This is a genomic window from Sphingomonas sp., from assembly GCF_025353885.1.
GTDB lineage: Bacteria > Pseudomonadota > Alphaproteobacteria > Sphingomonadales > Sphingomonadaceae > Sphingomonas_O.
The window spans coordinates 17,404-37,617 of sequence record NZ_JANXNX010000062.1 but is presented as its reverse complement, the minus strand read 5'-3'; the positions used below and the strand labels follow the sequence as shown (position 1 = coordinate 37,617).

20 protein-coding genes are annotated in these 20,214 nt (G+C 61.7%); 11 read left to right on the top strand and 9 right to left on the bottom strand.

Annotation, left to right across the window (positions count from 1 at the left end):
- Positions 1-2 precede the first annotated feature (2 nt).
- The 3 genes from Q0R02_RS06755 to Q0R02_RS06745 all read left to right on the top strand — a co-directional run bounded on the left by Q0R02_RS06755 (position 3) and on the right by Q0R02_RS06745 (position 2,587).
- A complete protein-coding gene (locus Q0R02_RS06755; protein ID WP_293881873.1) occupies positions 3-1,547 on the top strand; it encodes a DHA2 family efflux MFS transporter permease subunit in 1,545 nt (514 codons plus the stop codon).
- Positions 1,548-1,636: 89 nt separating this feature from the next.
- On the top strand, positions 1,637-2,062 hold the full coding sequence (locus tag Q0R02_RS06750) for a TonB-dependent receptor plug domain-containing protein (protein ID WP_367271438.1): 426 nt from the start codon (positions 1,637-1,639) through the stop codon (positions 2,060-2,062).
- 96 nt (positions 2,063-2,158) lie between these two features.
- Positions 2,159-2,587, top strand: a complete 429-nt coding sequence (locus Q0R02_RS06745) for a hypothetical protein (protein ID WP_293881872.1) — start codon at positions 2,159-2,161, stop codon at positions 2,585-2,587.
- 55 nt (positions 2,588-2,642) lie between these two features.
- Here the strand turns inward: Q0R02_RS06745 and Q0R02_RS06740 are convergent, their stop codons facing one another.
- Complete coding sequence (locus Q0R02_RS06740; RefSeq protein ID WP_293881918.1) at positions 2,643-3,242, bottom strand: HD domain-containing protein; 600 nt, start codon at positions 3,240-3,242, stop codon at positions 2,643-2,645.
- A gap of 140 nt (positions 3,243-3,382) precedes the next feature.
- Here Q0R02_RS06740 and Q0R02_RS06735 point away from each other — a divergent pair, with 140 nt between their 5' ends.
- From Q0R02_RS06735 to Q0R02_RS06720, 4 genes are all read left to right on the top strand, one after another.
- Positions 3,383-4,477, top strand: a complete 1,095-nt coding sequence (locus tag Q0R02_RS06735) for a sensor histidine kinase (RefSeq protein ID WP_293881870.1) — start codon at positions 3,383-3,385, stop codon at positions 4,475-4,477.
- The gene (locus tag Q0R02_RS06730; protein ID WP_293881869.1) at positions 4,474-5,271 is read left to right on the top strand and encodes a LytTR family DNA-binding domain-containing protein; all 798 of its coding nucleotides are present in this window, start codon (positions 4,474-4,476) and stop codon (positions 5,269-5,271) included. The genes Q0R02_RS06735 and Q0R02_RS06730 overlap by 4 nt, the downstream gene beginning before the upstream one ends.
- A 96-nt stretch (positions 5,272-5,367) precedes the next feature.
- Positions 5,368-6,495: a PHB depolymerase family esterase gene (locus Q0R02_RS06725; RefSeq protein WP_293881868.1), complete on the top strand. Its 1,128-nt coding sequence runs from the start codon at positions 5,368-5,370 to the stop codon at positions 6,493-6,495.
- 67 nt (positions 6,496-6,562) lie between these two features.
- The gene (locus tag Q0R02_RS06720; RefSeq protein WP_293881867.1) at positions 6,563-6,877 is read left to right on the top strand and encodes a DUF3297 family protein; all 315 of its coding nucleotides are present in this window, start codon (positions 6,563-6,565) and stop codon (positions 6,875-6,877) included.
- A 60-nt stretch (positions 6,878-6,937) separates the two neighbouring features.
- Here Q0R02_RS06720 and Q0R02_RS06715 read toward each other — a convergent pair whose 3' ends face one another.
- From Q0R02_RS06715 to Q0R02_RS06685, 7 genes are all read right to left on the bottom strand, one after another.
- On the bottom strand, positions 6,938-7,444 hold the full coding sequence (locus tag Q0R02_RS06715) for a CHAP domain-containing protein (protein ID WP_293881917.1): 507 nt from the start codon (positions 7,442-7,444) through the stop codon (positions 6,938-6,940).
- Positions 7,445-7,686: 242 nt separating this feature from the next.
- Positions 7,687-9,714, bottom strand: a complete 2,028-nt coding sequence (locus Q0R02_RS06710) for a 3-hydroxyacyl-CoA dehydrogenase NAD-binding domain-containing protein (RefSeq protein WP_293881866.1) — start codon at positions 9,712-9,714, stop codon at positions 7,687-7,689.
- A 16-nt stretch (positions 9,715-9,730) separates the two neighbouring features.
- Positions 9,731-10,954 (bottom strand): serine hydrolase, encoded by a 1,224-nt coding sequence (locus Q0R02_RS06705; protein WP_293881865.1) that lies wholly within the window; start codon positions 10,952-10,954, stop codon positions 9,731-9,733.
- Positions 10,951-11,757: an SDR family NAD(P)-dependent oxidoreductase gene (locus Q0R02_RS06700; RefSeq protein WP_293881864.1), complete on the bottom strand. Its 807-nt coding sequence runs from the start codon at positions 11,755-11,757 to the stop codon at positions 10,951-10,953. The genes Q0R02_RS06705 and Q0R02_RS06700 overlap by 4 nt, the downstream gene beginning before the upstream one ends.
- Positions 11,754-12,824 (bottom strand): phosphotransferase family protein, encoded by a 1,071-nt coding sequence (locus Q0R02_RS06695; protein ID WP_293881863.1) that lies wholly within the window; start codon positions 12,822-12,824, stop codon positions 11,754-11,756. Before Q0R02_RS06695 ends, Q0R02_RS06700 begins: the two co-directional genes overlap by 4 nt.
- On the bottom strand, positions 12,821-13,909 hold the full coding sequence (locus Q0R02_RS06690) for a Zn-dependent alcohol dehydrogenase (RefSeq protein WP_293881862.1): 1,089 nt from the start codon (positions 13,907-13,909) through the stop codon (positions 12,821-12,823). Before Q0R02_RS06690 ends, Q0R02_RS06695 begins: the two co-directional genes overlap by 4 nt.
- Positions 13,906-15,189, bottom strand: a complete 1,284-nt coding sequence (locus tag Q0R02_RS06685) for an acyl-CoA dehydrogenase family protein (RefSeq protein WP_293881861.1) — start codon at positions 15,187-15,189, stop codon at positions 13,906-13,908. Before Q0R02_RS06685 ends, Q0R02_RS06690 begins: the two co-directional genes overlap by 4 nt.
- 175 nt (positions 15,190-15,364) lie before the next feature.
- Between Q0R02_RS06685 and Q0R02_RS06680 the strand changes: the two genes are divergently transcribed.
- The 4 genes from Q0R02_RS06680 to Q0R02_RS06665 are packed head-to-tail and all read left to right on the top strand — an operon-like array spanning position 15,365 to position 19,627.
- Complete coding sequence (locus tag Q0R02_RS06680; RefSeq protein ID WP_293881916.1) at positions 15,365-16,525, top strand: acyl-CoA dehydrogenase family protein; 1,161 nt, start codon at positions 15,365-15,367, stop codon at positions 16,523-16,525.
- A gap of 4 nt (positions 16,526-16,529) precedes the next feature.
- Complete coding sequence (locus Q0R02_RS06675; protein WP_293881860.1) at positions 16,530-17,663, top strand: acyl-CoA dehydrogenase family protein; 1,134 nt, start codon at positions 16,530-16,532, stop codon at positions 17,661-17,663.
- 18 nt (positions 17,664-17,681) lie between these two features.
- Positions 17,682-18,824 (top strand): acyl-CoA dehydrogenase family protein, encoded by a 1,143-nt coding sequence (locus Q0R02_RS06670; RefSeq protein WP_293881858.1) that lies wholly within the window; start codon positions 17,682-17,684, stop codon positions 18,822-18,824.
- A gap of 14 nt (positions 18,825-18,838) precedes the next feature.
- On the top strand, positions 18,839-19,627 hold the full coding sequence (locus tag Q0R02_RS06665) for an SDR family oxidoreductase (protein ID WP_293881856.1): 789 nt from the start codon (positions 18,839-18,841) through the stop codon (positions 19,625-19,627).
- A 49-nt stretch (positions 19,628-19,676) separates the two neighbouring features.
- Here the strand turns inward: Q0R02_RS06665 and msrB are convergent, their stop codons facing one another.
- The gene (msrB, locus tag Q0R02_RS06660; RefSeq protein ID WP_293881854.1) at positions 19,677-20,171 is read right to left on the bottom strand and encodes a peptide-methionine (R)-S-oxide reductase MsrB; all 495 of its coding nucleotides are present in this window, start codon (positions 20,169-20,171) and stop codon (positions 19,677-19,679) included.
- Positions 20,172-20,214: the final 43 nt, after the last annotated feature.

Below are 20,214 nucleotides of genomic sequence, written 5' to 3'. Positions count from 1 at the left end.
TAATGGCGAGCGTGCCTGACCAACCAGCGTCCGAGCCAGCGCCGCTGACCGGTGCAAAGCTCCTGCTAGCGGCGTTTTCGCTGGCGCTTGCCAATTTCGTCGTGGTTCTCGACACAACGATCGCCAACGTCTCGGTGCCCCACATTGCCGGTGGCCTCGCGGTTTCGCCGACGCAAGGGACCTGGGTCATCACCAGTTACGCCGTCGCCGACGCGATCAGCGTTCCCCTGACCGGGTGGCTGTCGTCGCGGTTTGGCAGCGTGCGGTGGTTTATCATATCGCTGTGCGGCTTTGCGGTGTTTTCGTTCCTGTGCGGGGTTTCGGGGACGCTGGGGATGCTGGTGACGTTCCGTATTCTCCAGGGGCTGTCGGGTGGACCGCTGATGCCGCTGTCCCAGACGTTGCTGCTGCGGATATTCCCAAAGAATAAGGCGGCACTTGGCCTCGGCATCTGGGCGATGACGACGACCTCGGCGCCAATCGTTGGCCCCATCCTCGGTGGCCTGATCAGCGATAACTGGTCGTGGCCGTGGATATTTTTCATCAACTTGCCCGTCGTGGCTCTCTGCATATTTGCGGTGTCGCGGCTGATCGTTCCCTACGAAACCACCGTCGTAAAGCGTCGCATCGATCTCGGTGGGCTGGCATTGCTGGTGCTGTTCGTTGCTGCCTTCCAGATTATGCTCGACACGGGCCGGGAGAACGACTGGTTCGGCTCACCCTATATTGTCGTGCTTGCGATCGTTGCCGTCGTCGGCCTGGCCGCGTTCGTCATCTGGGAACTGACGACCGACGATCCGATCGTCGATATTCGGATATTCCGGCATCGTGGCTTTACCGCCGGGACGCTGTCGATCTCGCTCGCTTATGGTGCCTTTTTCGCGAGCGTTGTATTGATGCCGCTGTGGCTGCAGCAGATCGTCGGCTATACTGCTACCGATTCCGGCTACACCGTTGCGTGGGTCGGTGTCTTTGCCGTCATACTTTCTCCCTTCGCCGCCCGACTGATCGGCAAGGTCGACTTGCGTTATACGGTCTGTGCGGCGATATTGTGGATGGCCGGGGTGTCGCTGATGCGCGCCGGGTGGACATCGAGCGCCGATTACTGGACGCTATCGTTACCCCAGCTGGTCCAAGGGATCGGCATGCCGTTCTTTTTCATTGGCTTGACGTCGATTGCCTTAAGCAGCGTGCGCCCGAATGAAACCGTTTCGGCTGCCGGGCTGATGAGCTTTACTCGCACGCTTTCGGGTGCCGTCGGCACCGCGCTGGCGACCACCGCCTGGGACAATGCGTCGCGCGCGTCGCGTGCCGACCTGGTGCCGATGCTGAACAATCCGGGAGCCACGATTTCGACACTTCAGCAAGCCGGAATGTCGCTGGAACAGGCGCGTGCGACGCTCGACCGATTGGTCGAGGTTCAGGCATCGACCCTTGGCATGATCCAGGTTTTTCTGATTGCCGGGGGGGCATTCGTGCTGTCCGCCATCCTGGTCTGGCTGGCCCCGCGCGCGACCAACACAACCAACGTGCCCACCGGCCACTGAGTCCGTAGACGTGTCATTTTACACCACGAATTCGATAAGTTTCGTTCTGCGATGCTTGCCGGCGGCGGTAGCCACATTGTCGTAACGGCATCGAAACTTACGAAGGCGAGCTCTGTTTCAAGGGACCGGCCACCGTCCTTGGCGCCGAGCAGATTTCGCAGATCGCCAGCATCAACCGCGACATTCGCGACCTGATACGGCGCGACCCGTTCGCCACTCTCGAAACCAGCAGCACCAGCGGCCGGAACGTCAGCTTTGCCGGGCAGAACGCCCGTTACAACCGGTTCACCATCGACGGCGTTCCCATCACCGATGGTTTCGGCCTCAATCCCGACGGACTGCCATCGCGTCGCGGGCCGGTGCCAATTGACGCGATTGAACAATTCCAGACAAAGATTGCCCCGTATGACGTCCGTGACGGCTTTTTCCAGGGGGGCACGGCCAACGCGATCCGGAAATCGGGACCAACCAGTTCCACGGCACCGCATTCTACACTTACGGTGTCGATGGTCTGATCGACCATAACCTGCGGTTGCTGGCCGATTTCTAGAGTGTCGATACCTATAACCTGTTCGTAAACCCCGGTAACGGCACCTATTACTTCGACTCGATTGCCGATTGCCGATTGCCGGTTACCAGGCAGGCATGCGGCGGTAGAGGCCATCATCACGGGCAGCGGCCTTGCAAACTATCTTGGCAAGATCGCTCCACGCAACGCCTTCCGGTCAAGGGCCTTTACAAAGATCGATCTTCACGTCGAGCAGGAGCTTGCCCTGCCATTGGGCACCAAGTTCACGGTGTTCGGCGACATCGAAAACCTGACCAATTTGGTCAACCACAAATGGGGACAGCAGTTGCGCTCGACCTTCTACTTCAACAAGTCGGTGGCGCGCGTGACCTGTGTGGCGGCAGGCGTAAACACCTGCGCGCAATATCAATATTTGTCGCCGACTCCTGCCAACTTGATCGCTGACCAGTTGATGACAGCCAACGGATCGTCGCTTTATGCACTCCGCGTGGGTGCTCGCATCAGCTTCTGAAGATCGACCCGTGTATGGGACCGCCGCTCTCAATCCGGGGGCGGCGGTCTTTGTTTCAGCTTTCCGTCACAACCCTCGCCATCATTCCATTGACCGGCCGTGCCAGCACCCGGCGCAGCATCGGCTCGAAAAAGTCCAGCGGTTCGGTGTCATAGTCGGGGTCGAACGCGGCCTGGTCATACTCCCGGCAAAAAAGTTCACAGGCGGCGAAATGCGGGTGGTCGCGGAACGCCTCGCGCGCGTCGCGGTCTCCGCCCAGGAAATGGAAATAATAATAGCCCTGGAAAACACCATGCTGGGCGCAAATCCAATGCTCCTCCTCGGTGACGAATGGCTTGACGATGGCGGCGCCGATATCGGGATGATTATAGCTGCCCAGCGTATCGCCGATGTCGTGCAACAGCGCCATGACGACATAGCTCTCTCCCCGACCGTCGCGATGCGCGCGGGTCGCAGTCTGCAGGCTGTGCTGGAGCCGATCGATTGGAAACCCGCCATAATCCCCATCAAGCAGCATCAGATGTCGCAAGACGCGATCGGCAAGTCCGCCCGCAAAGCTCCGGAAATGCTGTCCGATCAGTGACCAGTCCTCCTGCGTACTTTCCTCAAAATTACGAAACCCGGCATGGGGTTTTCCAGCATGGGTCGGCCCCATGTTCGTTCGACAGTCGCTATCGGCCATCTCGGCTCTCCTATCCTGCTTCAGAATAACCCCTGACGCAGCGATTTGTCACTAGTTCTTGATCGCGGGGTCAACGGTTCCCCCGCGCGTCTGAAAACGCTAGCGTCCGCCCGATGGCTACCGTTCAACCTCGCCCGCAAACATTTTTCGACGACAAGAACCGTGCATTCTGGATGCTCCAGGGGGCGGGGTGGAGCGGATACCTACTGTTGCGCGCGGCGCAGGGCGTTGCAAACGGGATGAGCATTTCGTTCTTTATCCCGGTGCTGGTGTCCGCTGCCACCGGCTATTCGCTGACCCTTGTCATTGCCGCGGCCTTTCGCCTGCTGATCCGCAAGCCCCCCATTGTCATCTGGACGGGATCGCTGGCGGCGGTCGTGCTCGCGCTGGCCGCCTATTCGGTAATCGACGCATTTGTTTTCTCGATGGTCAATCGTGGTGGCGCGTTCGAGGGCGCGTTGCTGCTGGCTTCGGTGCTGATCGACGGTTTGCTATTGGGCGCGTGGTCCGCGCTCTATTACGGCATCAATTTCTTCTTGATTGCCGAGGACCAGCGCGTCCAGCTGTTCAAGCTGGAGGGGGCGGCGTCATCGGCACAACTGGCGATGTTGCGTTACCAGCTCAACCCGCACTTTCTGTTCAACACGCTCAATTCGATCTCGACGCTGGTGCTGCTGAAACAAACCGACCGCGCGAACGCGATGCTGAGCCGTCTGTCATCGTTCCTGCGTTACACATTGGTCAACGAACCGCAGTTTCAGACGACGCTCGACCAGGAGTTCGAGACGCTGAAACTGTATCTCGACATCGAAAAAATGCGCTTCGAGGAACGGTTGCGAGCGACCTTCGATCTTGATCCGCTGGCCGCGCGCGCGCGCATCCCGTCGCTCCTGCTACAACCTTTGGTCGAAAACGGCATCAAATACGCTGTTACGCCGATGGAGGAGGGAGCCGAAATCGCGGTTACTGCGCGGCTGGTCGGCGAACGGGTGCAGATCACCGTGTCCGACACCGGTCCGGGCTTGAATGACGGCAGCGTCAGGCCCAGCTATTCAACCGGCGTCGGCCTTGCCAATATTCGGGACCGGCTGACGCAGGCGTATGGACCCGATCACCGTTTCGATGCTCGCAACAATCCTGAAGGCGGGTTTATCGTGACGGTAGAGATCCCGTTCCTAGTCGATGACGTTAGCCAAGAGGTCGCATGACAATTCGCGCAATACTGGTCGATGACGAAAAACTGGCCATCCAAGGCCTGGAACTAAGGCTTGCCAATCATCCCGACGTGGAGATTGTCGATACCTGCATGAACGGGCGCGAGGCTATCCGGTCGATCAAGACAAATAAGCCAGACCTGGTGTTTCTCGACATCCAGATGCCGGGTTTCGACGGGTTTTCGGTTGTATCGGGGCTGATGGAAGTCGAACCACCGCTCTTTGTATTCGTTACTGCCTATTCCGATCACGCGATCCGGGCGTTCGAAGCGCAAGCGACCGACTATCTGATGAAACCGGTGGAAGAGGCGCGCCTTGCCGACACGCTCGACCGTGTGCGCCAACGCCTCGCCGAGAAAAAGGGCGTCGAGGAGGCTGGTCGCCTGATGGAGGCGCTGACCGAACATGCGCCCGATGCCGCCGAAGAAATGGCCGATAACGAGGGGCCCGCGGCCAATCGCTTTGAAAAGCTTATCAACATCAAGGATCGCGGCCAGATTTTCCGCGTCGATGTGGATTCCATCGAACGGATCGATGCGGCGGGTGACTATATGTGCATCTACACCGGCGACAACACGCTGATCCTGCGTGAGACGATGAAGGATCTCGAACGCCGTCTCGACCCGCGCCGGTTCCAGCGCATTCACCGCTCCACCATCGTCAACCTCGACCTCGTCAAGCAGGTTAAGCCACATACCAATGGCGAATGTTTCCTCGTCCTTGATTCGGGCGCGCAGGTGAAAGTCAGTCGATCCTATCGCGATGTCGTCGCCAGATTCGTTCACTAACCGATAAAATCTTGTGCAGCGCAGCAACAGATGCGCTATGTCGGGAGTTGAAGAGTGAGCTGGTCCGTTTGAGGGCTGCTCGCCGGAGACTTTTTGATGCGTAATCTGTCGGACACGATCGCCCGACTGTCCTTTTTTCGGGGGCTGGACACCAATCCGATGGGAAACCATCCCGACCGGTTGTCCGACATGGTCGGCTTCGGGTCGAACCCTGGCGCACTGCGGGCACGGGTCTATGTGCCGGATGACCTGCCGGCGTCTGCTCCGCTGGTCGTTGTCCTGCACGGCTGTACGCAAAGCAGCGCGGCCTATGACCATGGGTCGGGCTGGTCTGCGCTTGCGGACGAGCAGGGTTTTGCCGTGCTTTACCCCGAGCAACAGCGCGCGAACAACGGCAATCTCTGTTTCAACTGGTTCGTTTCAGAAGATATCCAGCGCGACGGCGGGGAGGCCCTGTCGATCCGCCAGATGGTTGCGGGCATGATCGCCGCGCACGACCTTGATCCCGCGCGCGTCTTTGTAACCGGACTGTCGGCGGGCGGTGCGATGGCGGCCGTTATGCTGGCGACGTATCCCGATGTTTTCGCCAGCGGTGCCGTTATCGCCGGCATTCCCTATGGTTCGGCGACGTCGATGGCGGGTGCCTTCGACCGGATGCGCGGCAGCGGCGCTCCTGGTGCCACACAACTTGGATCGCTGGTGCGCGACGCGTCGACACATGAGGGACCTTGGCCAACCTTGTCGGTCTGGCACGGAAGCGCGGACCATACCGTGGATCAGGCCAATGCCGGGTTGTTGATCGACCAGTGGCGCACACTGCATGACCTGCCTCTCGAGCCGACCTTAGTCGAGACGATCGATGGGCATCCGCGCCGGACGTGGCGCGACGCAGAAGGCCGTGTCGTTATCGAGGATTTCCGTATCGATCGCATGGGCCATGGCACGCCGCTGGATCCCGAAGGTGCAACGGGCGGAGGGGTCAGCGGACCCTATATGCTGGACGTTGGGATATTTTCGACCCGCCATATCGCTGCGTTCTGGGGACTGGGGGATGCACCCGCGCGCACCGTGAAATCAGCATTGCCGGTCAGCAAAACTGTCAAGGCAAAGCTGGTGCCGCTCGCCAAGCCCGTGCGCGCCAGTGTCCTGCCCAAGCCACCCGCGGTCAGTGCCGTTGCAAAGGTCATCGATGATGCCCTGCGCTCAGCGGGGCTGCTGCGCTAAAACCGGTCACAGATCGGCGGCCCCTTTGCTGTGTTGAAATAATCTTGGTTCGCGGGCATGGCGGGTCATGACAGACACACCACCCGATCGCCTTGCCATCAATCCTTCAAGCCCGTTCCATGACGCCGACCTGCTCGCGCGTGGTATCGGTGTTCGGTTCAAGGACAGCGAACGGACCGATGTCGATGAATATTGCATCAGTGAAGGCTGGATCCGTGTCTCGCTCGGCAAGAAGGTCGATCGCAAGGGCAATCCACTGACAATCAAGCTGACCGGCCCGATCGAGGTCTGGTATCTCGACGCGGACAAGGCGGCTGATACCTCCGAGGCCGAGAGCCCGGCTGGAGATGATACCGCCGTCACTGTGAGCAAGCTCGAATAGTGTAATCAGAAGGCGTTTCGGGGTGGCGGGGAAGGGTTGAAACCCTGCCCAACGCCAAGTTCAGCGTCCGAGCATCGCCATCTGGACAACATCTTGGCTGACCAGCGGCCCTCGGTCCGCTTCTGCATAGACAGGAGTCGGGCGCGTGCCGGGATAGATGAAGCCAAACGTCGGATTGGTCCGCGTGCCGAGGTCGCCTATGCCGGCGTACCAGACGCGGACTTGGCTCCAGTCGCCCTCTGGCGAAACGTCGACTGCGCGAACGCCACGTTCGACCGCGCCGGGGCGCGACCAGTTTGCGTGGTCGAGCAGGACTTCCCGGTCGCTGACGACTTGCGCTACGACAGCGACATGACCTGCAGGCATCCCCCGCGCCGACTTGAATGCGAGTATCGCACCGGCCTTCGGGGCTTTGCCACGCTGGAAACGACCCTCGGCCTGACCCCACCATGTGTTGGCATTGCCACGGATTTCCATGCCGGTAACTTCACGCGCATAGGCGACGCATTGATAGAATTGGGCATGAGCGGGTGCGGGTGTCAGGATCGAGAGCACAAACACGCCCATTCCGATAATCGGTGCCAAAAACCGCACTATTGGTAACCCCCTTGCGTGTCGCTGGAACCTTAGTGACGGGCAAAGTGTTAATAGGAAATAGACCGGGCCTCTGGCCCGCGATGAGTCGCGCGACCGACAGGACGAAGCGAATAATGCCGTGAAAGTTTGGACATTCTTGGCGACTTAGTCGGCGAGCCCCGTAGGGCCCGCCAGACTTGCCGGTCGAAATGCGCCATATCCCGGCGCGGGTATTACCGGTTGAACCGCCCTTTGGTCTCGGCAAGTTTTTTCAATGACGCTGCGACCTCGAAGCCATTCTTCTCAAGCCCCGCAACGATCTTGTCATTGCCTTCGGTGTCGGCCCAAAACATCGGCCCGCCACGATAGACGGGCCATCCATAGCCATAGATCCAGACGACATCGATGTCCGACGCCCGCTGCGCCATGCCTTCTTCAAGAATCAGCGCACCTTCATTGACCATCGTGTAGAGGGTCCGTTCGATAATTTCCTGATCACCGATCTCGCGCTTGGTCAGGCCTGCCTTGGCCGAAAAATCGTCGATAATGGCCTGTGTCTCGGATGACGGTGTCGGGTTGCGCTTTTCGTCATAGTCGTAAAATCCCTTGCCGGTCTTTTGCCCCCAGCGACCAACGGCCGCGAGTGCATCGCGGATGTTCTCGATCCGCGTTGGGTCGCGGTGCCAGCCAATATCGACACCCGCGAGGTCGGCCATCTGGAATGGCCCCATCGGCATTCCAAACGCGACATGCACCCGGTCGACCTGGTCGGGCGTCGCACCTTCCATCAGCAACTTCATCGCTTCAAGCTGGCGCGGTTTTAGCATCCGGTTGCCGATAAACCCATCGCACACGCCTGCGACCACCGCGACCTTGCCAATCTTCTTGGCCAGTCCCATCGCCGTCATCAGGGCGTCGGGAGCCGTCTTTGCCCCGCGAACGACCTCAAGCAGTTTCATGACATTGGCCGGAGAAAAGAAGTGCATTCCCAGCACATCCTGCGGTCGACTGGTGCTGGCGGCAATCTCGTCGATGTCGAGGTAGCTGGTGTTTGACGCAAGGATTGCGCCCGGCTTGCAAATCTTGTCGAGCTTGCCAAAAATTTCCTTTTTAACGCCCATGTCTTCATATACGGCCTCGATAATGAGGTCGCAGTCGCTGAGATCCTCCAGCGCCAGGGTGGCCTTTAATAGCCCCATGGCACTCTCGACCTGCGCTGGCGTGATGCGTCCCTTGGCGGCGCTCGCCTCATAGTTTTTGCGCATGATGCCGGTGCCCTTGTCGAGCGCATCCTGCTTCATCTCGACGATCGTCACGGCGACGCCTGCGCTCAGGAAATTCATCGAAATCCCGCCGCCCATCGTGCCCGCGCCGATCACGCCGACGCGGTTGATGGTCCGGGGCTGGACGTCGGGCGCGAGGCCGTCGATCTTCTGAGCTTGGCGTTCGGCGAAAAAGATGTGGCGCTGGGCAGCCGACTGGACGCCCATGATCAGCTTTAAGAACTCCGCGCGTTCGAACGCCAGTCCCTCGTCGAAGGACAGCCGGGTGGCTGCCTCGACGCAAGCGATGTTGGCGGCTGGTGCGTCGAACCCGCGGAACTTGCGCGCATTGGCCTTGGCAAAGTCCGCAATGGCCGCGACGTTGCCCTTCACCGGCAGCGCACGAGAGGGTCTCGGCCCCTGTGCAATCATCTCGCGTGCAAAGGCGATCGCGTCGGCCACGAGCATGTCCTCGCCCGCCATCCGGTCGATCAGCCCGATCTCGAGCGCCTTTTTCATGCCGATCGGGGTCCCCGTCGCGCACATTTCCACCGCCGCCTCGATACCCGCCACGCGTGGCAGGCGCTGGGTGCCACCGGCACCCGGCAACAGTCCAAGCTTGACCTCGGGCGTGCCCATCTTGGCCGAGGGGACGGCGATGCGGTAATGACAGCCCAGCGTAATCTCGCATCCGCCGCCGAGCGCGGTGCCGTGAATAGCCGCGATAACCGGTTTGGTCGAAGCCTCTATCGTGTTGACCACTTCGGGCAGGCCGGGTTCGACCGGTGCCTTGGTGAACTCGGTGATGTCCGCGCCCGCAAAAAAGGTACGTCCGTCGCAACGGATTACAATTGCCTTGATATTGTCGTCGGCCAGCGCTTCCCTGATCCCGGCGTCCAGGCCGATGCGGACATCGGCACCCAGCGCGTTGACCGGAGGATTGTTCGAAACGATGACGAGGACATCTTCATGGCGCTCGGTCGAAATGGGTGATGTCATGGTCATTCTCCGTGTTTCAGCCGATCAGGGCCGAGTAAAGCATTGTCTTCAGTTCGCGACGGACCGGATAGGCGTTCGACGGCATCAATTGCGTCATGAACACCATGATAACGTCGTCCACCGGATCGACGAAAAACCCGGTCGAAAACATCCCGCCCCAATAAAACTCACCCGCATTGCCCGGCAGCATCGTTGCGGCAGGGTCGATCACGGTGGCAAAACCAAGCCCGAAACCGGCACCCGCGTTCTCGGCCTCGCTGAAAAGTGATTTCGACATTTGCGTCAGGTCGCGACCGCCGGGCAGGTGGTTTGCCGTCATCAGTTTCAGCGTGTGTGGCGCCACAATGCGGGCCCCGTCCAGCTCGCCACCGTTTAACAGCATCCGCGCAAACCGGTGATAGTCGCCGATCGTGGAGGTCAGGCCGCCGCCGCCCGAAAGTAGTTTCGGAGCCTTGCCCCAGGCCGTGCCTTCGCCCGGGTCGTACAGTTTCATGCGCGTGACCGGATCCCAGACGTAACAGTCGGGCACGCGCGCCAGCTTATCGGCGGGCACCTGGAAACCGGTGTCGACCATGGCCAGCGGCCCCAGGATATGTTCGGCAAAATAGGCATCAAGCGACTGGCCTGAGACGCGCTGCACCACTGCCCCCAGGACGTCGGTCGCGACCGAATAATTCCATGCCGAACCGGGATCGAATTCGATTGGCAATTGCCCTAGCGCTGCCACCATCTCGTCAAGCGTCCCGCCGTCGAACCGTTCGAATCCGGCCTTGCGATACGCGGCGTCGATATTCGAGCGCTCCTGGAAACTATAGGTTAGCCCCGACGTGTGGCGCAACAGGTCGATCATTCGCATCGGCGAGGCGGGAGGACGTGTCTTGAACGGCGTGTTGCCGCCGCCACTGACGAACACGCCAATGTCTGCAAATTCCGGCAGGAACTTCGCAACCGGATCGGACAGCGCGACCTTGCCGCGTTCGACCAACTGCATGAAGGCGATGCTGGTGATCGGCTTGGTCATCGATGCGATGCGAAAGATTGCGTCTGCCTGCAGCGCTTCACCGGCACGCGCGTCACCCATCACCGACAGATGCGCAACCTCGTCGCCGCGCCCGATTAGCAGCGCGGCGTGGGGAATGCGCCCTCCGCCGATATATTTGGTGGCGAGCAATTCGTCGATCCGCGCCAGCCGTTCGCCGTCAAAACCAAGTTCGTGCGGGTCGGATACGGTTGGCATCATACTGCGGTCTTTCCGGTTTCCTGCCGCGTGACAGGGTGTGAGGTCGACAGCCCGCCATCGACGACGATGGCCTGCCCGTTGATATAGCTCGATGCGTCAGACGCCAGGAACAGCGCGGTTTGCGCGATTTCTATCGGTTGCCCCGCACGGCGTAGCGGGTTCAGGCGACCGACTCTGTCCATCACGCCTTTTTCCCGCGCATAGGTGAACGTCCGTTCGGTCATCCCGCTTTCGACCAGGCCCGGACAAATGGCGTTGACGCGCACATTGGTTCCCGAAAGCTGCTGCGCGCTGGTCTGCACCAGGTTGATCACCCCGGCCTTCGATGCCGAATAGGCGGGGCCGCCCGCGCCCGAGCGCAACCCGGCAACGCTGGCGGTGCAGATGATCGAGCCGCCGCGCCCTGCCTCCATCATGGCGCGTCCCGCATGCTTCACCATCAGCCATGGGCCGATTAGGTTGACGCGCAGAATCTCAGTCCAATCATTGACGGTCAGGTCGAAAATGCCCGGCATCCCGCCCGAAATCCCGGCATTGGCATAGGCGACATCGACGGCGTCATATTCGGCAATCGCGGTTGCGACCAGCGACGCAACATCGTCCTCCGACCCTGCATCCATTTGCACGGCCGTGACCGTGCCGCCCGCCGCCGCAATCACGCGCGCGGTTGCATGAATGGCATCGGACACGTCGCCGATCAAGACGCGAGCCCCTTCGCTTGCAAACAGGATGGCGGTGGCGCGTCCGATGCCCGATCCCGCGCCGGTGACAATCGCTGTCTTGCCGTTTAGCCGACCATTCATCGTGCACCTGCCTTCTGTGCGAAACCCCATGCCGCCGCCGCCAGCGGAGCCACACGTTCCGCCGTTTCCGCCGCGTGTGCCGACGATGCCGTCCCGTCAATCACGCGCTTCTTGATGCCCTGAACAATACCTGCCAGCCGGAACAGATTGTAGGCGAAATACCAGTTCAGGTCGGGGATACCGTCACGCCCGGTTGCGGCACAATAACGCGCGGTTGCTTCGTCGATCGTCGGGATGTTCAACCCGGGCAGGTCGTAACCGCCTAACCCCGAACGCCCTTCGGGCTTGGTCACCCAGTTCATCAGCAGATAGGCAACGTCGGCAAGCGGGTCCCCCAGCGTCGACAATTCCCAGTCGAGCAATGCCAGGACCTTCGGCTCGGTGGCATCGAAAATCATGTTGTCGATCCGAAAATCGCCGTGGACGATACTGGTCCGGGTCTGCGGCGGGATCGTCTGCGGCAGATACGCGATCAGGTTTTCCATGTCCGGCATGACTTCGGTCTCGGACGCCCGATATTGCTTGGTCCAGCGCCCGACCTGCCGCTCGAAATAATTGCCGGGCTTGCCGTAGCTTCCCAGGCCCGCCGCCTCATAGTCGACCGAATGGAGCGCGGCGAGCGTGTCAATCATCGCCTCATAGGTCGGTCGCCGCTGGTCGCGCGCGACATCGGGCAACGACCCGTCCCAGATCGTCCGCCCGGCGACCATGCCCATGACGTAGAACATCGAACCGATCACGGCATCGTCGGTGCACAGCCCGTAAGGACGCGGCACCGGAAAGCCGGTTGGGAACAGCCCGGCGATGACCGCATATTCGCGATCGACGGCGTGGGCGCTCGGCAGCAAAGTTCCAAACGGCTTGCGACGCAGGACATAGGGACCCGAGGAACTGTCGATCCGGTAGGTCGGATTGGACTGGCCGCCGGCGAACTTCGACAAGGTCAGCGGTCCCGAAAACCCCGCGACATTGGCGCTCATCCACGCGGTCAGTCGATCCTCGTCCAGCCGGTCGCGCTCGGGGACGCCAACCGTCCCGATCATCTCGATGGAGGCGTCCACGGTCATGCGAACACGATCACGCTGCGCGCACTGTCACCACGACGCAACGTGGCGAATGCATGGTTGATCCGGTCGAGCGGGATTCGTTCGGCAATGATCGTGTCGAGGTCGAGCCGACCGCGCAGGTAGAATTCGACCAGTCGCGGAATATCCACGGGAAAGCGGTTCGCTCCCATTAACGCACCTTGTAATTTTTTGCCGGACATAAGGTCCATCGCTCCAAGGCCAATGCGTTCGGTCAGTGGCATCATGCCGAGGATAGTCGCCGTGCCGCCGCGCTTCAAGATATCGACCGCGAGCCTTCCCGAAGCCGGTCTCCCGACCGCCTCGATGGCATGATCGACCCCGCCTTTGGTCATCTCGACGATCAGGTTTGCGGCGTCCTCCGCCCCGGCGTCCACGGCATCGGTGGCGCCCAGCTTCAGTGCCAGTTCGCGCTTTTCAGCGACCGGGTCGCAGGCGATGATCCTTCCTGCCCCGGCAATCCTTGCCGCATTGACCGCGGCCAGCCCGACGCCGCCACAGCCGATGATCGCAACCACGTCGCCCGGTGTGATGTCGGCGGCATGGAACACCGCACCCGCGCCGGTCACGACCGCGCAGCCCAGGATCGCGGCCCGGTCGAGCGGCATTTCAGGGTCGATCCGGACACAGGCATGTTCGTGGACCAGCATCATTTCAGCATAGGCCGACAGGTTGAGCATCTGGTTGATAGGCAAATCGTCGGTTTCGCGCACGATGCGGGACCGCATGCCCTTTTTCCGTCGCGTATCGCCACCCAGGCAGAGCGACATCCGCCCGGTCACGCAAAATTCGCACTGGCCGCAATAGGCCGACAGGCAAGTGACGACGGCATCGCCGATTGCCACCGTCCGCACCTCGCTGCCGACCGCCTCGACAATCCCGGCGGCTTCATGGCCGGGGATGCAGGGCATCGGATGCGGATAGGTGCCGTCGACGAAATGCAGGTCCGAACGGCAAACCCCGCAGGCGGCGGTCCGGATCAAAACCTCATGCGCCTGCGGATTGTCGACACGCACGTCCTCGATCGTCAGCGGCGTCTGCGCCTTCCAGAGGACGGCTGCCTTCACCGAGTGGCCCCCATGTCCCCACTCGACACGATGCGCGTGGCCTTTTCACCATGTTTCCCGAACTCGATCCGGGCAATCGAGCGTGCGTGAACCTCGTCGGGGCCGTCGGCGAGCCGCAAGGTCCGCTGGTGTGCATAGGCTTCGGCAAGGCCCGCGTCGTTCGATACGCCCGCGCCGCCGAACGCCTGGATGGCATCGTCCAATATGCGCAGCGCCATGTTCGGGGCCGACACCTTGATCATCGCGATCTCCGCCTGCGCGAACTTGTTGCCGACCTTATCCATCATGTCGGCCGCCTTCAGGCACAACAGGCGGTTCATTTCGATGTCGATGCGCGCGGCGGCAACGCGCTGTTCCCAGACGCTATGATCGGCGATCCGCTTGCCGAAAGCGACACGGTTAAGCAGGCGTTTCACCATTTTTTCCAGCGCGACCTCAGCGGTGCCGATCGTCCGCATGCAGTGATGGATGCGGCCCGGCCCCAGGCGACCCTGCGCAATCTCGAACCCGCGCCCTTCGCCCAGCAGCATGTTGGAGACCGGGATCCGGACATCATGCAACTCGATTTCCATATGGCCGTGCGGGGCATCGTCATAGCCGAAGACGGGCAGGTGCCGGATGATGTTTACGCCCGGCGCATCCAGTTCCATCAGCACCATCGACTGTTGCGCATGGCGTTGTGCCTCGAAATCGGTCTTGCCCATGACAATGGCGATCTTGCAGCGCGGATCGCCCGCGCCCGACGACCACCATTTGACGCCGTTCAGCACGTATTCGTCGCCGTCGCGCCGGATCGACGTTTCGATGTTCGTGGCATCCGACGAAGCGACATCGGGTTCGGTCATCAGAAATGCCGAACGGATTTCGCCGTTCATCAGGGGCTTTAGCCAGCGGTCTTTTTGCGCGCGCGTGCCATAGCGGTGGAGCACTTCCATGTTGCCGGTATCGGGTGCCGAACAGTTGAACACCTCCGCCCCCCAGCCGATCCGGCCCATCTCCTCGGCACACAGCGCATATTCGAGGTTGGTCAGTCCCGGGCCCTCGAATTCGAAACTGTCATCGACGTGCGCCCGGCCTGAAGTCGGGGGCATGAACAGGTTCCACAGGCCCGCAGCCTTAGCACGCGCCTTTTCCTCCTCGACGACGGGCAGGACTTTCCAGCGTTCGCCAGTGGCACGCTGCGTGTCGTAATCGCCCGCCCGCGGAAAGACATGGGCGGCCATGTGGCTGCGAACGCGGTCGCGCCAGTAACTCTGGCGTTCGGTCAGGTCGAAATCCATCAGCGCTCTCCTGGAATATTTTGCCGCTTGCTAGGTCAGCGATTCGGGCGCGGTCAACCGGCAAAACTTTGCCGCTACGGAAAGCGCCCGTCCTCATCCGACGCTTGCCGGACACGTCAAGCGCGCATAGCTTCAGCGCCAGAATCGACTTTGGAGAGAGACCGTGGCCCAGACCCTGGAAGCCCTTGAGATGTTCCGTGCCGAGACCCGCTCGTGGCTGGAAGCCAATTGCCCGGCAGAGATGCGTGAGCCGGTGCGCGACGAAACCGACGCCTGCTGGGGCGGGCGCAACCCGATTTTCAAGTCACCCGCGCAGAAGCAGTGGATGGAGGCGATGGCCGCAAAGGGCTGGACGGTCCCCGACTGGCCCACCGAATATGGGGGCGGCGGGCTCAGCCCCGAGCAGACCAAGATCCTGCGGCAGGAAATGGCGGCGCTCCGCTGTCGTTTGCCGCTGTCCAGCTTTGGCATCTGGATGCTCGGGCCAGCCCTGCTGAAGTTTGGCACTGAAGACCAGAAGGTCCATTATCTCAACCAGATCGCCAAAGGTGAAATACGCTGGTGCCAGGGCTATTCCGAACCCGGCTCGGGCTCCGATCTGGTCTCGCTCGCGACCTATGGCGAAGACAAGGGCGATCACTGGGTCGTCAACGGCCAGAAGATCTGGACGAGTTATGCCGACAAGGCCGACTGGATTTTCTGCCTCGTTCGCACAGACAAGAACGACAAGTACAAGGGCATCAGTTTCCTGCTGTTCGACATGGCGACCCCCGGCGTGACCACCAAACCGATCCTGCTGATCAGTGGGAATTCGCCGTTCTGCGAGACTTTCTTCGACAATGTCACGGTGCCCAAGGACCAGATCGTCGGTGCGCTGAACCGTGGCTGGGACGTTGCCAAATATCTGCTGGGCCATGAGCGCGAGATGATCTCGGGCGGCGGCCTCGGCACCGACATGATGTCCATCGGCGCGCAGTTCAAGGATATTGCCGCTGACGAACCCGTGTTGCGTGCCGACATGGCGAATTTCGATGTCGAGGTCATGGCCTTCCGCGCGATGAGCGAAAAGTTCGTCGACGAGATCAAGGCGGGGAAAAGCCACCCCGCCCAACCCAACATGATGAAATATGTCGGGACCGAGCTGAACAAAAGGCGTTCCGAACTGATCATGGCAGCGCGCGGTTCGGACGCGCTCGAATGGGAAAGCGAAGCTTCGGGCGGCGGCGGCACCGCGCGCACCTGGCTCCGCACCAAGGCCAACAGCATCGAGGGTGGCACCAGCGAAGTCATGCTCGGCGTCATTGCCAAGCGCATCCTCGAATTGCCCGGAGCCTGAACCAATGCCGCTTTACCACACCGACGACCAGGCCATGCTGCGCGATACCGCGCGCCCCTTTATTGCCGATACTGCCCCTGTCAGGCACCTGCGCCAATTGCGGGACAGCCGCGACCCGACCGGGTTCAGCCGCGACGTCTGGAAACAATTTGCTGAAATGGGCTTCACCGGCATCCTGGTGCCCGAAGCGCAAGGTGGCCTCGGTCTGGGCCATGTCGAGGCGGGCATCGTTCTGGAGGAGATCGGTCGCAACCTGACGCCCTCGCCATTTCTGACGACAGCGGTTGCAGCGGTTACGGCGCTGAAGACGTCGGCGACGCTCGGTGCCGAATGGTTGCCGCGGATCGCCCGCGGCGATGCCATCGTCGCGCTCGCCATCGAAGAGAGCGCGAAGCACCGGCCCGACCGGATCGCGCTGAAGGCGGAACGGTCGGGCAATGGCTTCAAACTGTCGGGCACCAAGCAGTTCGTCCTGCACGGCCATGTCGCCGACATGCTGATCGTTGCTGCGCGCACGGCAGGGGCGGTCGGTGAAACCGACGGTATCACATTGTTCGCGGTCCCGAAGAACGCCGCCAACCTGTCCGCCGACCCGGTCCTGCTCGTCGACTCCTCGCTGGCCTCGCACGTCACGCTCGACGGGGTGGAGGTCGATGCCGACGCCGTGATCGGGGAGGTCGATGGCGGCTGGGGGCCGCTCGCCAGTTTGCTCGATGCCGGGCGCGTCGGCGCTGCTGCCGAAATGCTGGGCGTGGGGGGTGCCGCTCTGGATGCCACGGTCGACTATCTGAAGACCCGCAAGCAGTTCGGTCGCCTGATCGGTGAGTTTCAGGCGCTCCAGCACCGCGCCGCGCATTTGTATGGCGAAATGGAAGTCGCCCGCGCCACTGTCCTGAAGGCGGCGCAACTGCTCGACGCTGACGACCCGCGCGCCGAACTCGCCGTCGCGGTCGCCAAGGCCAAGACCGGGCGCGCCTGTGCGCTGGCGGTGCAGGAGGGCGTCCAGATGCACGGCGGCATCGGCATGACCGACGAATATGACATCGGCCTGTATATGAAACGCGACCGCGCGCTTGAGGAATTCTTCGGTGACGCGCGTTACCATGCCGACCGCGTGGCGCGGCTGAACGGCTATTGACCGGAATGGATTGTTAAAGTGAGCCTTGACCCCGAACTTTTCGAAGCGCTGATGGACGGCGTCCGGCGTTTTGTGAACGAACGCCTGCGTCCCGCTGAAGCAGAGGTCGCCGACAGTGACGCCATTCCCGATCGGCTGGTTGCCGAGATGAAAGAACTTGGCCTGTTCGGCTTGTCGATCGCGCCTGAATATGGCGGGCTGGGGCTGTCGATGGCCGAGGAATGTCGCGTCGCCATCGAACTCGGCCACACCTCACCGGCGATGCGTTCGGCATTCGGCACCAATGTCGGCATCGGCTCGCAAGGCCTGGTGATGGCCGGGACGCCCGAGCAAAAGGCGCGCTGGCTGCCACAGATTGCCGACGGGAGTATCATAACCAGCTTCGCGCTGACCGAACCCGATGTCGGCTCCGACAGCGCCAGCGTGAAGACGCGCGCGGTCCGCGACGGCAACCAGTGGCGGCTGACGGGCACCAAGCGTTATATCACCAACGCCGACAAGGCATCGCTGTTTACCGTCATGGCCCGGACGGGGGGAGAGGGCGCACACGGCGTCTCGGCGTTTCTGGTCGAGGCCAACTCCCCCGGCCTGTCGATCGGTGTCCCAGAGAAAAAGATGGGCCAGCACGGCGCGCACGTCTGCGACGTTAATTTCGACGAGGTGCCGGTCCCGGCCGGGAACATGCTCGGCGCAGAGGGCGAGGGGTTCAAGGTTGCCATGCGTGTGCTCGATCGCGGGCGGCTCCACATCGCAGCCGTCTGCGTGGGCGCGTCCGAGCGGTTGATTGCCGATTCGGTCGCCTACGCCACCACCCGCAAACAATTCGGCAAGCCGATCTCGGACCACCAGTTGGTCCAGGCGATGATTGCCGACATGAAGACCGAAAGCCTCGCCGCGCGCGCCTTCGTCATCGACACCGCCAACAAAAAGGACGCGGGTGACAGCGTCACGATGGAGGCCGCCGCCGTCAAATACTTCGCATCCGAAATGGTCGGGCGCGTGGCCGACAAGGCCGTCCAGATATTCGGCGGCGCCGGGTATATCGCCGATTACGGCATCGAACGCTTCTACCGCGACGTCCGGCTGTTCCGCATCTACGAGGGCACCAGCCAGATTCAGCAACTCGTCATCGCCCGCGAAACCATCAAGCGCGGCGGCTAACCAGGGACCGACATATGGACACCAGCAAGTTATTTCGCCTCGATGGGCGCGTCGCGCTCGTCACCGGCGGGTCGCGCAATATCGGCAAATGGATCGCAGCGGGCTTCATCGCGCAGGGAGCAAAAGTCTATATCTCGTCGCGCAAGGCCGATGCCTGTGCCGCGACCGCCGCCGAACTGGGCCCGAACTGCATCGCCCTGCCGCATGACGTTTCGACCGTCGCGGGGTGCCGGGCACTCGCCGCCGACTTTGCGACCCACGAACCCGCCCTCGACATATTGGTCAACAATGCCGGAGCCGCATGGGCCGCACCGTTCGAGGATTTCCCCGAAAGCGGGTGGGACAAGGTCATGGACCTGAACCTGAAATCGCCGTTCTTCCTGACCCAGGCGCTGCATGCGTTACTGAAGGCTTCGGCCCGCGCCGAACAGCCGGCCAAGGTCATCAACATCACCTCGATCGACGGCCAGCGGCTCAATCCCTGGGACACCTATAGCTATCACGCTTCGAAATCGGCGTTGATTTATCTGACCAGACGCATGGCCGCGCGGCTGATCACCGACCATATCAACGTCACCTCGATCGCGCCGGGTGCGTTTCCGTCGGACATGAACAAGGCGGCGCGCGACCATGGCGAGGGCGTCGCAAAACGCATTCCGTCGCGTCGCATCGGCGTTCCTGAGGACATGGCCGCCGCCGCAATCTATCTGGCCAGCGCGGCGGGGAATTACGTGGTGGGCCATACGATCACTGTCGACGGCGGAGTGGTCAACGCGTCACTGGGGCCGGGTATCGACGCCTGATTTCAACAAGACCCCCACCCGTCACCCCGGCCTGCGCCGGGGTGACGGGTTACGTCTTCCCCGCCGTAAACTTCAGCGCGGTTCCGTTCAGGCAATAACGCTTGCCGGTCGGCGCGGGGCCGTCTTCGAAGACGTGGCCAAGATGCCCGCCACACCGCCGGCAATGCACTTCGACGCGTGAAAACCCCAGCGTGGTGTCGGTCTCGGTCCGCACGGCATTGGGCAGGAAATCATAGAAACTGGGCCAGCCGGTGCCGCTGTCGAACTTGGTCCGCGACGAAAATCCCGGCAGGTTGCATCCTGCGCACGAGAAGATGCCTGCGCGATGTTCGTTCAGGAACGGGCTCTTGAACGGCACGTCGGTCGCGTCCTGCCGCAACGTCGCATATTGCGCAGGAGTCAGGCGCTTTTTCCACTCGGCATCGGTCAGGGTGATTTCATATCTGGCCTTTGGCGCGGCCTTCGCACACGCTCCCGTTGCCAGTGTCACGCCCGCAAGCGCGACCCCCGAACTGCTCAAAAACGCACGGCGGCTAAATGTCATCGGAACTCTCCATTCGCATCGAGATACGCGCTTGCCCCCTAAA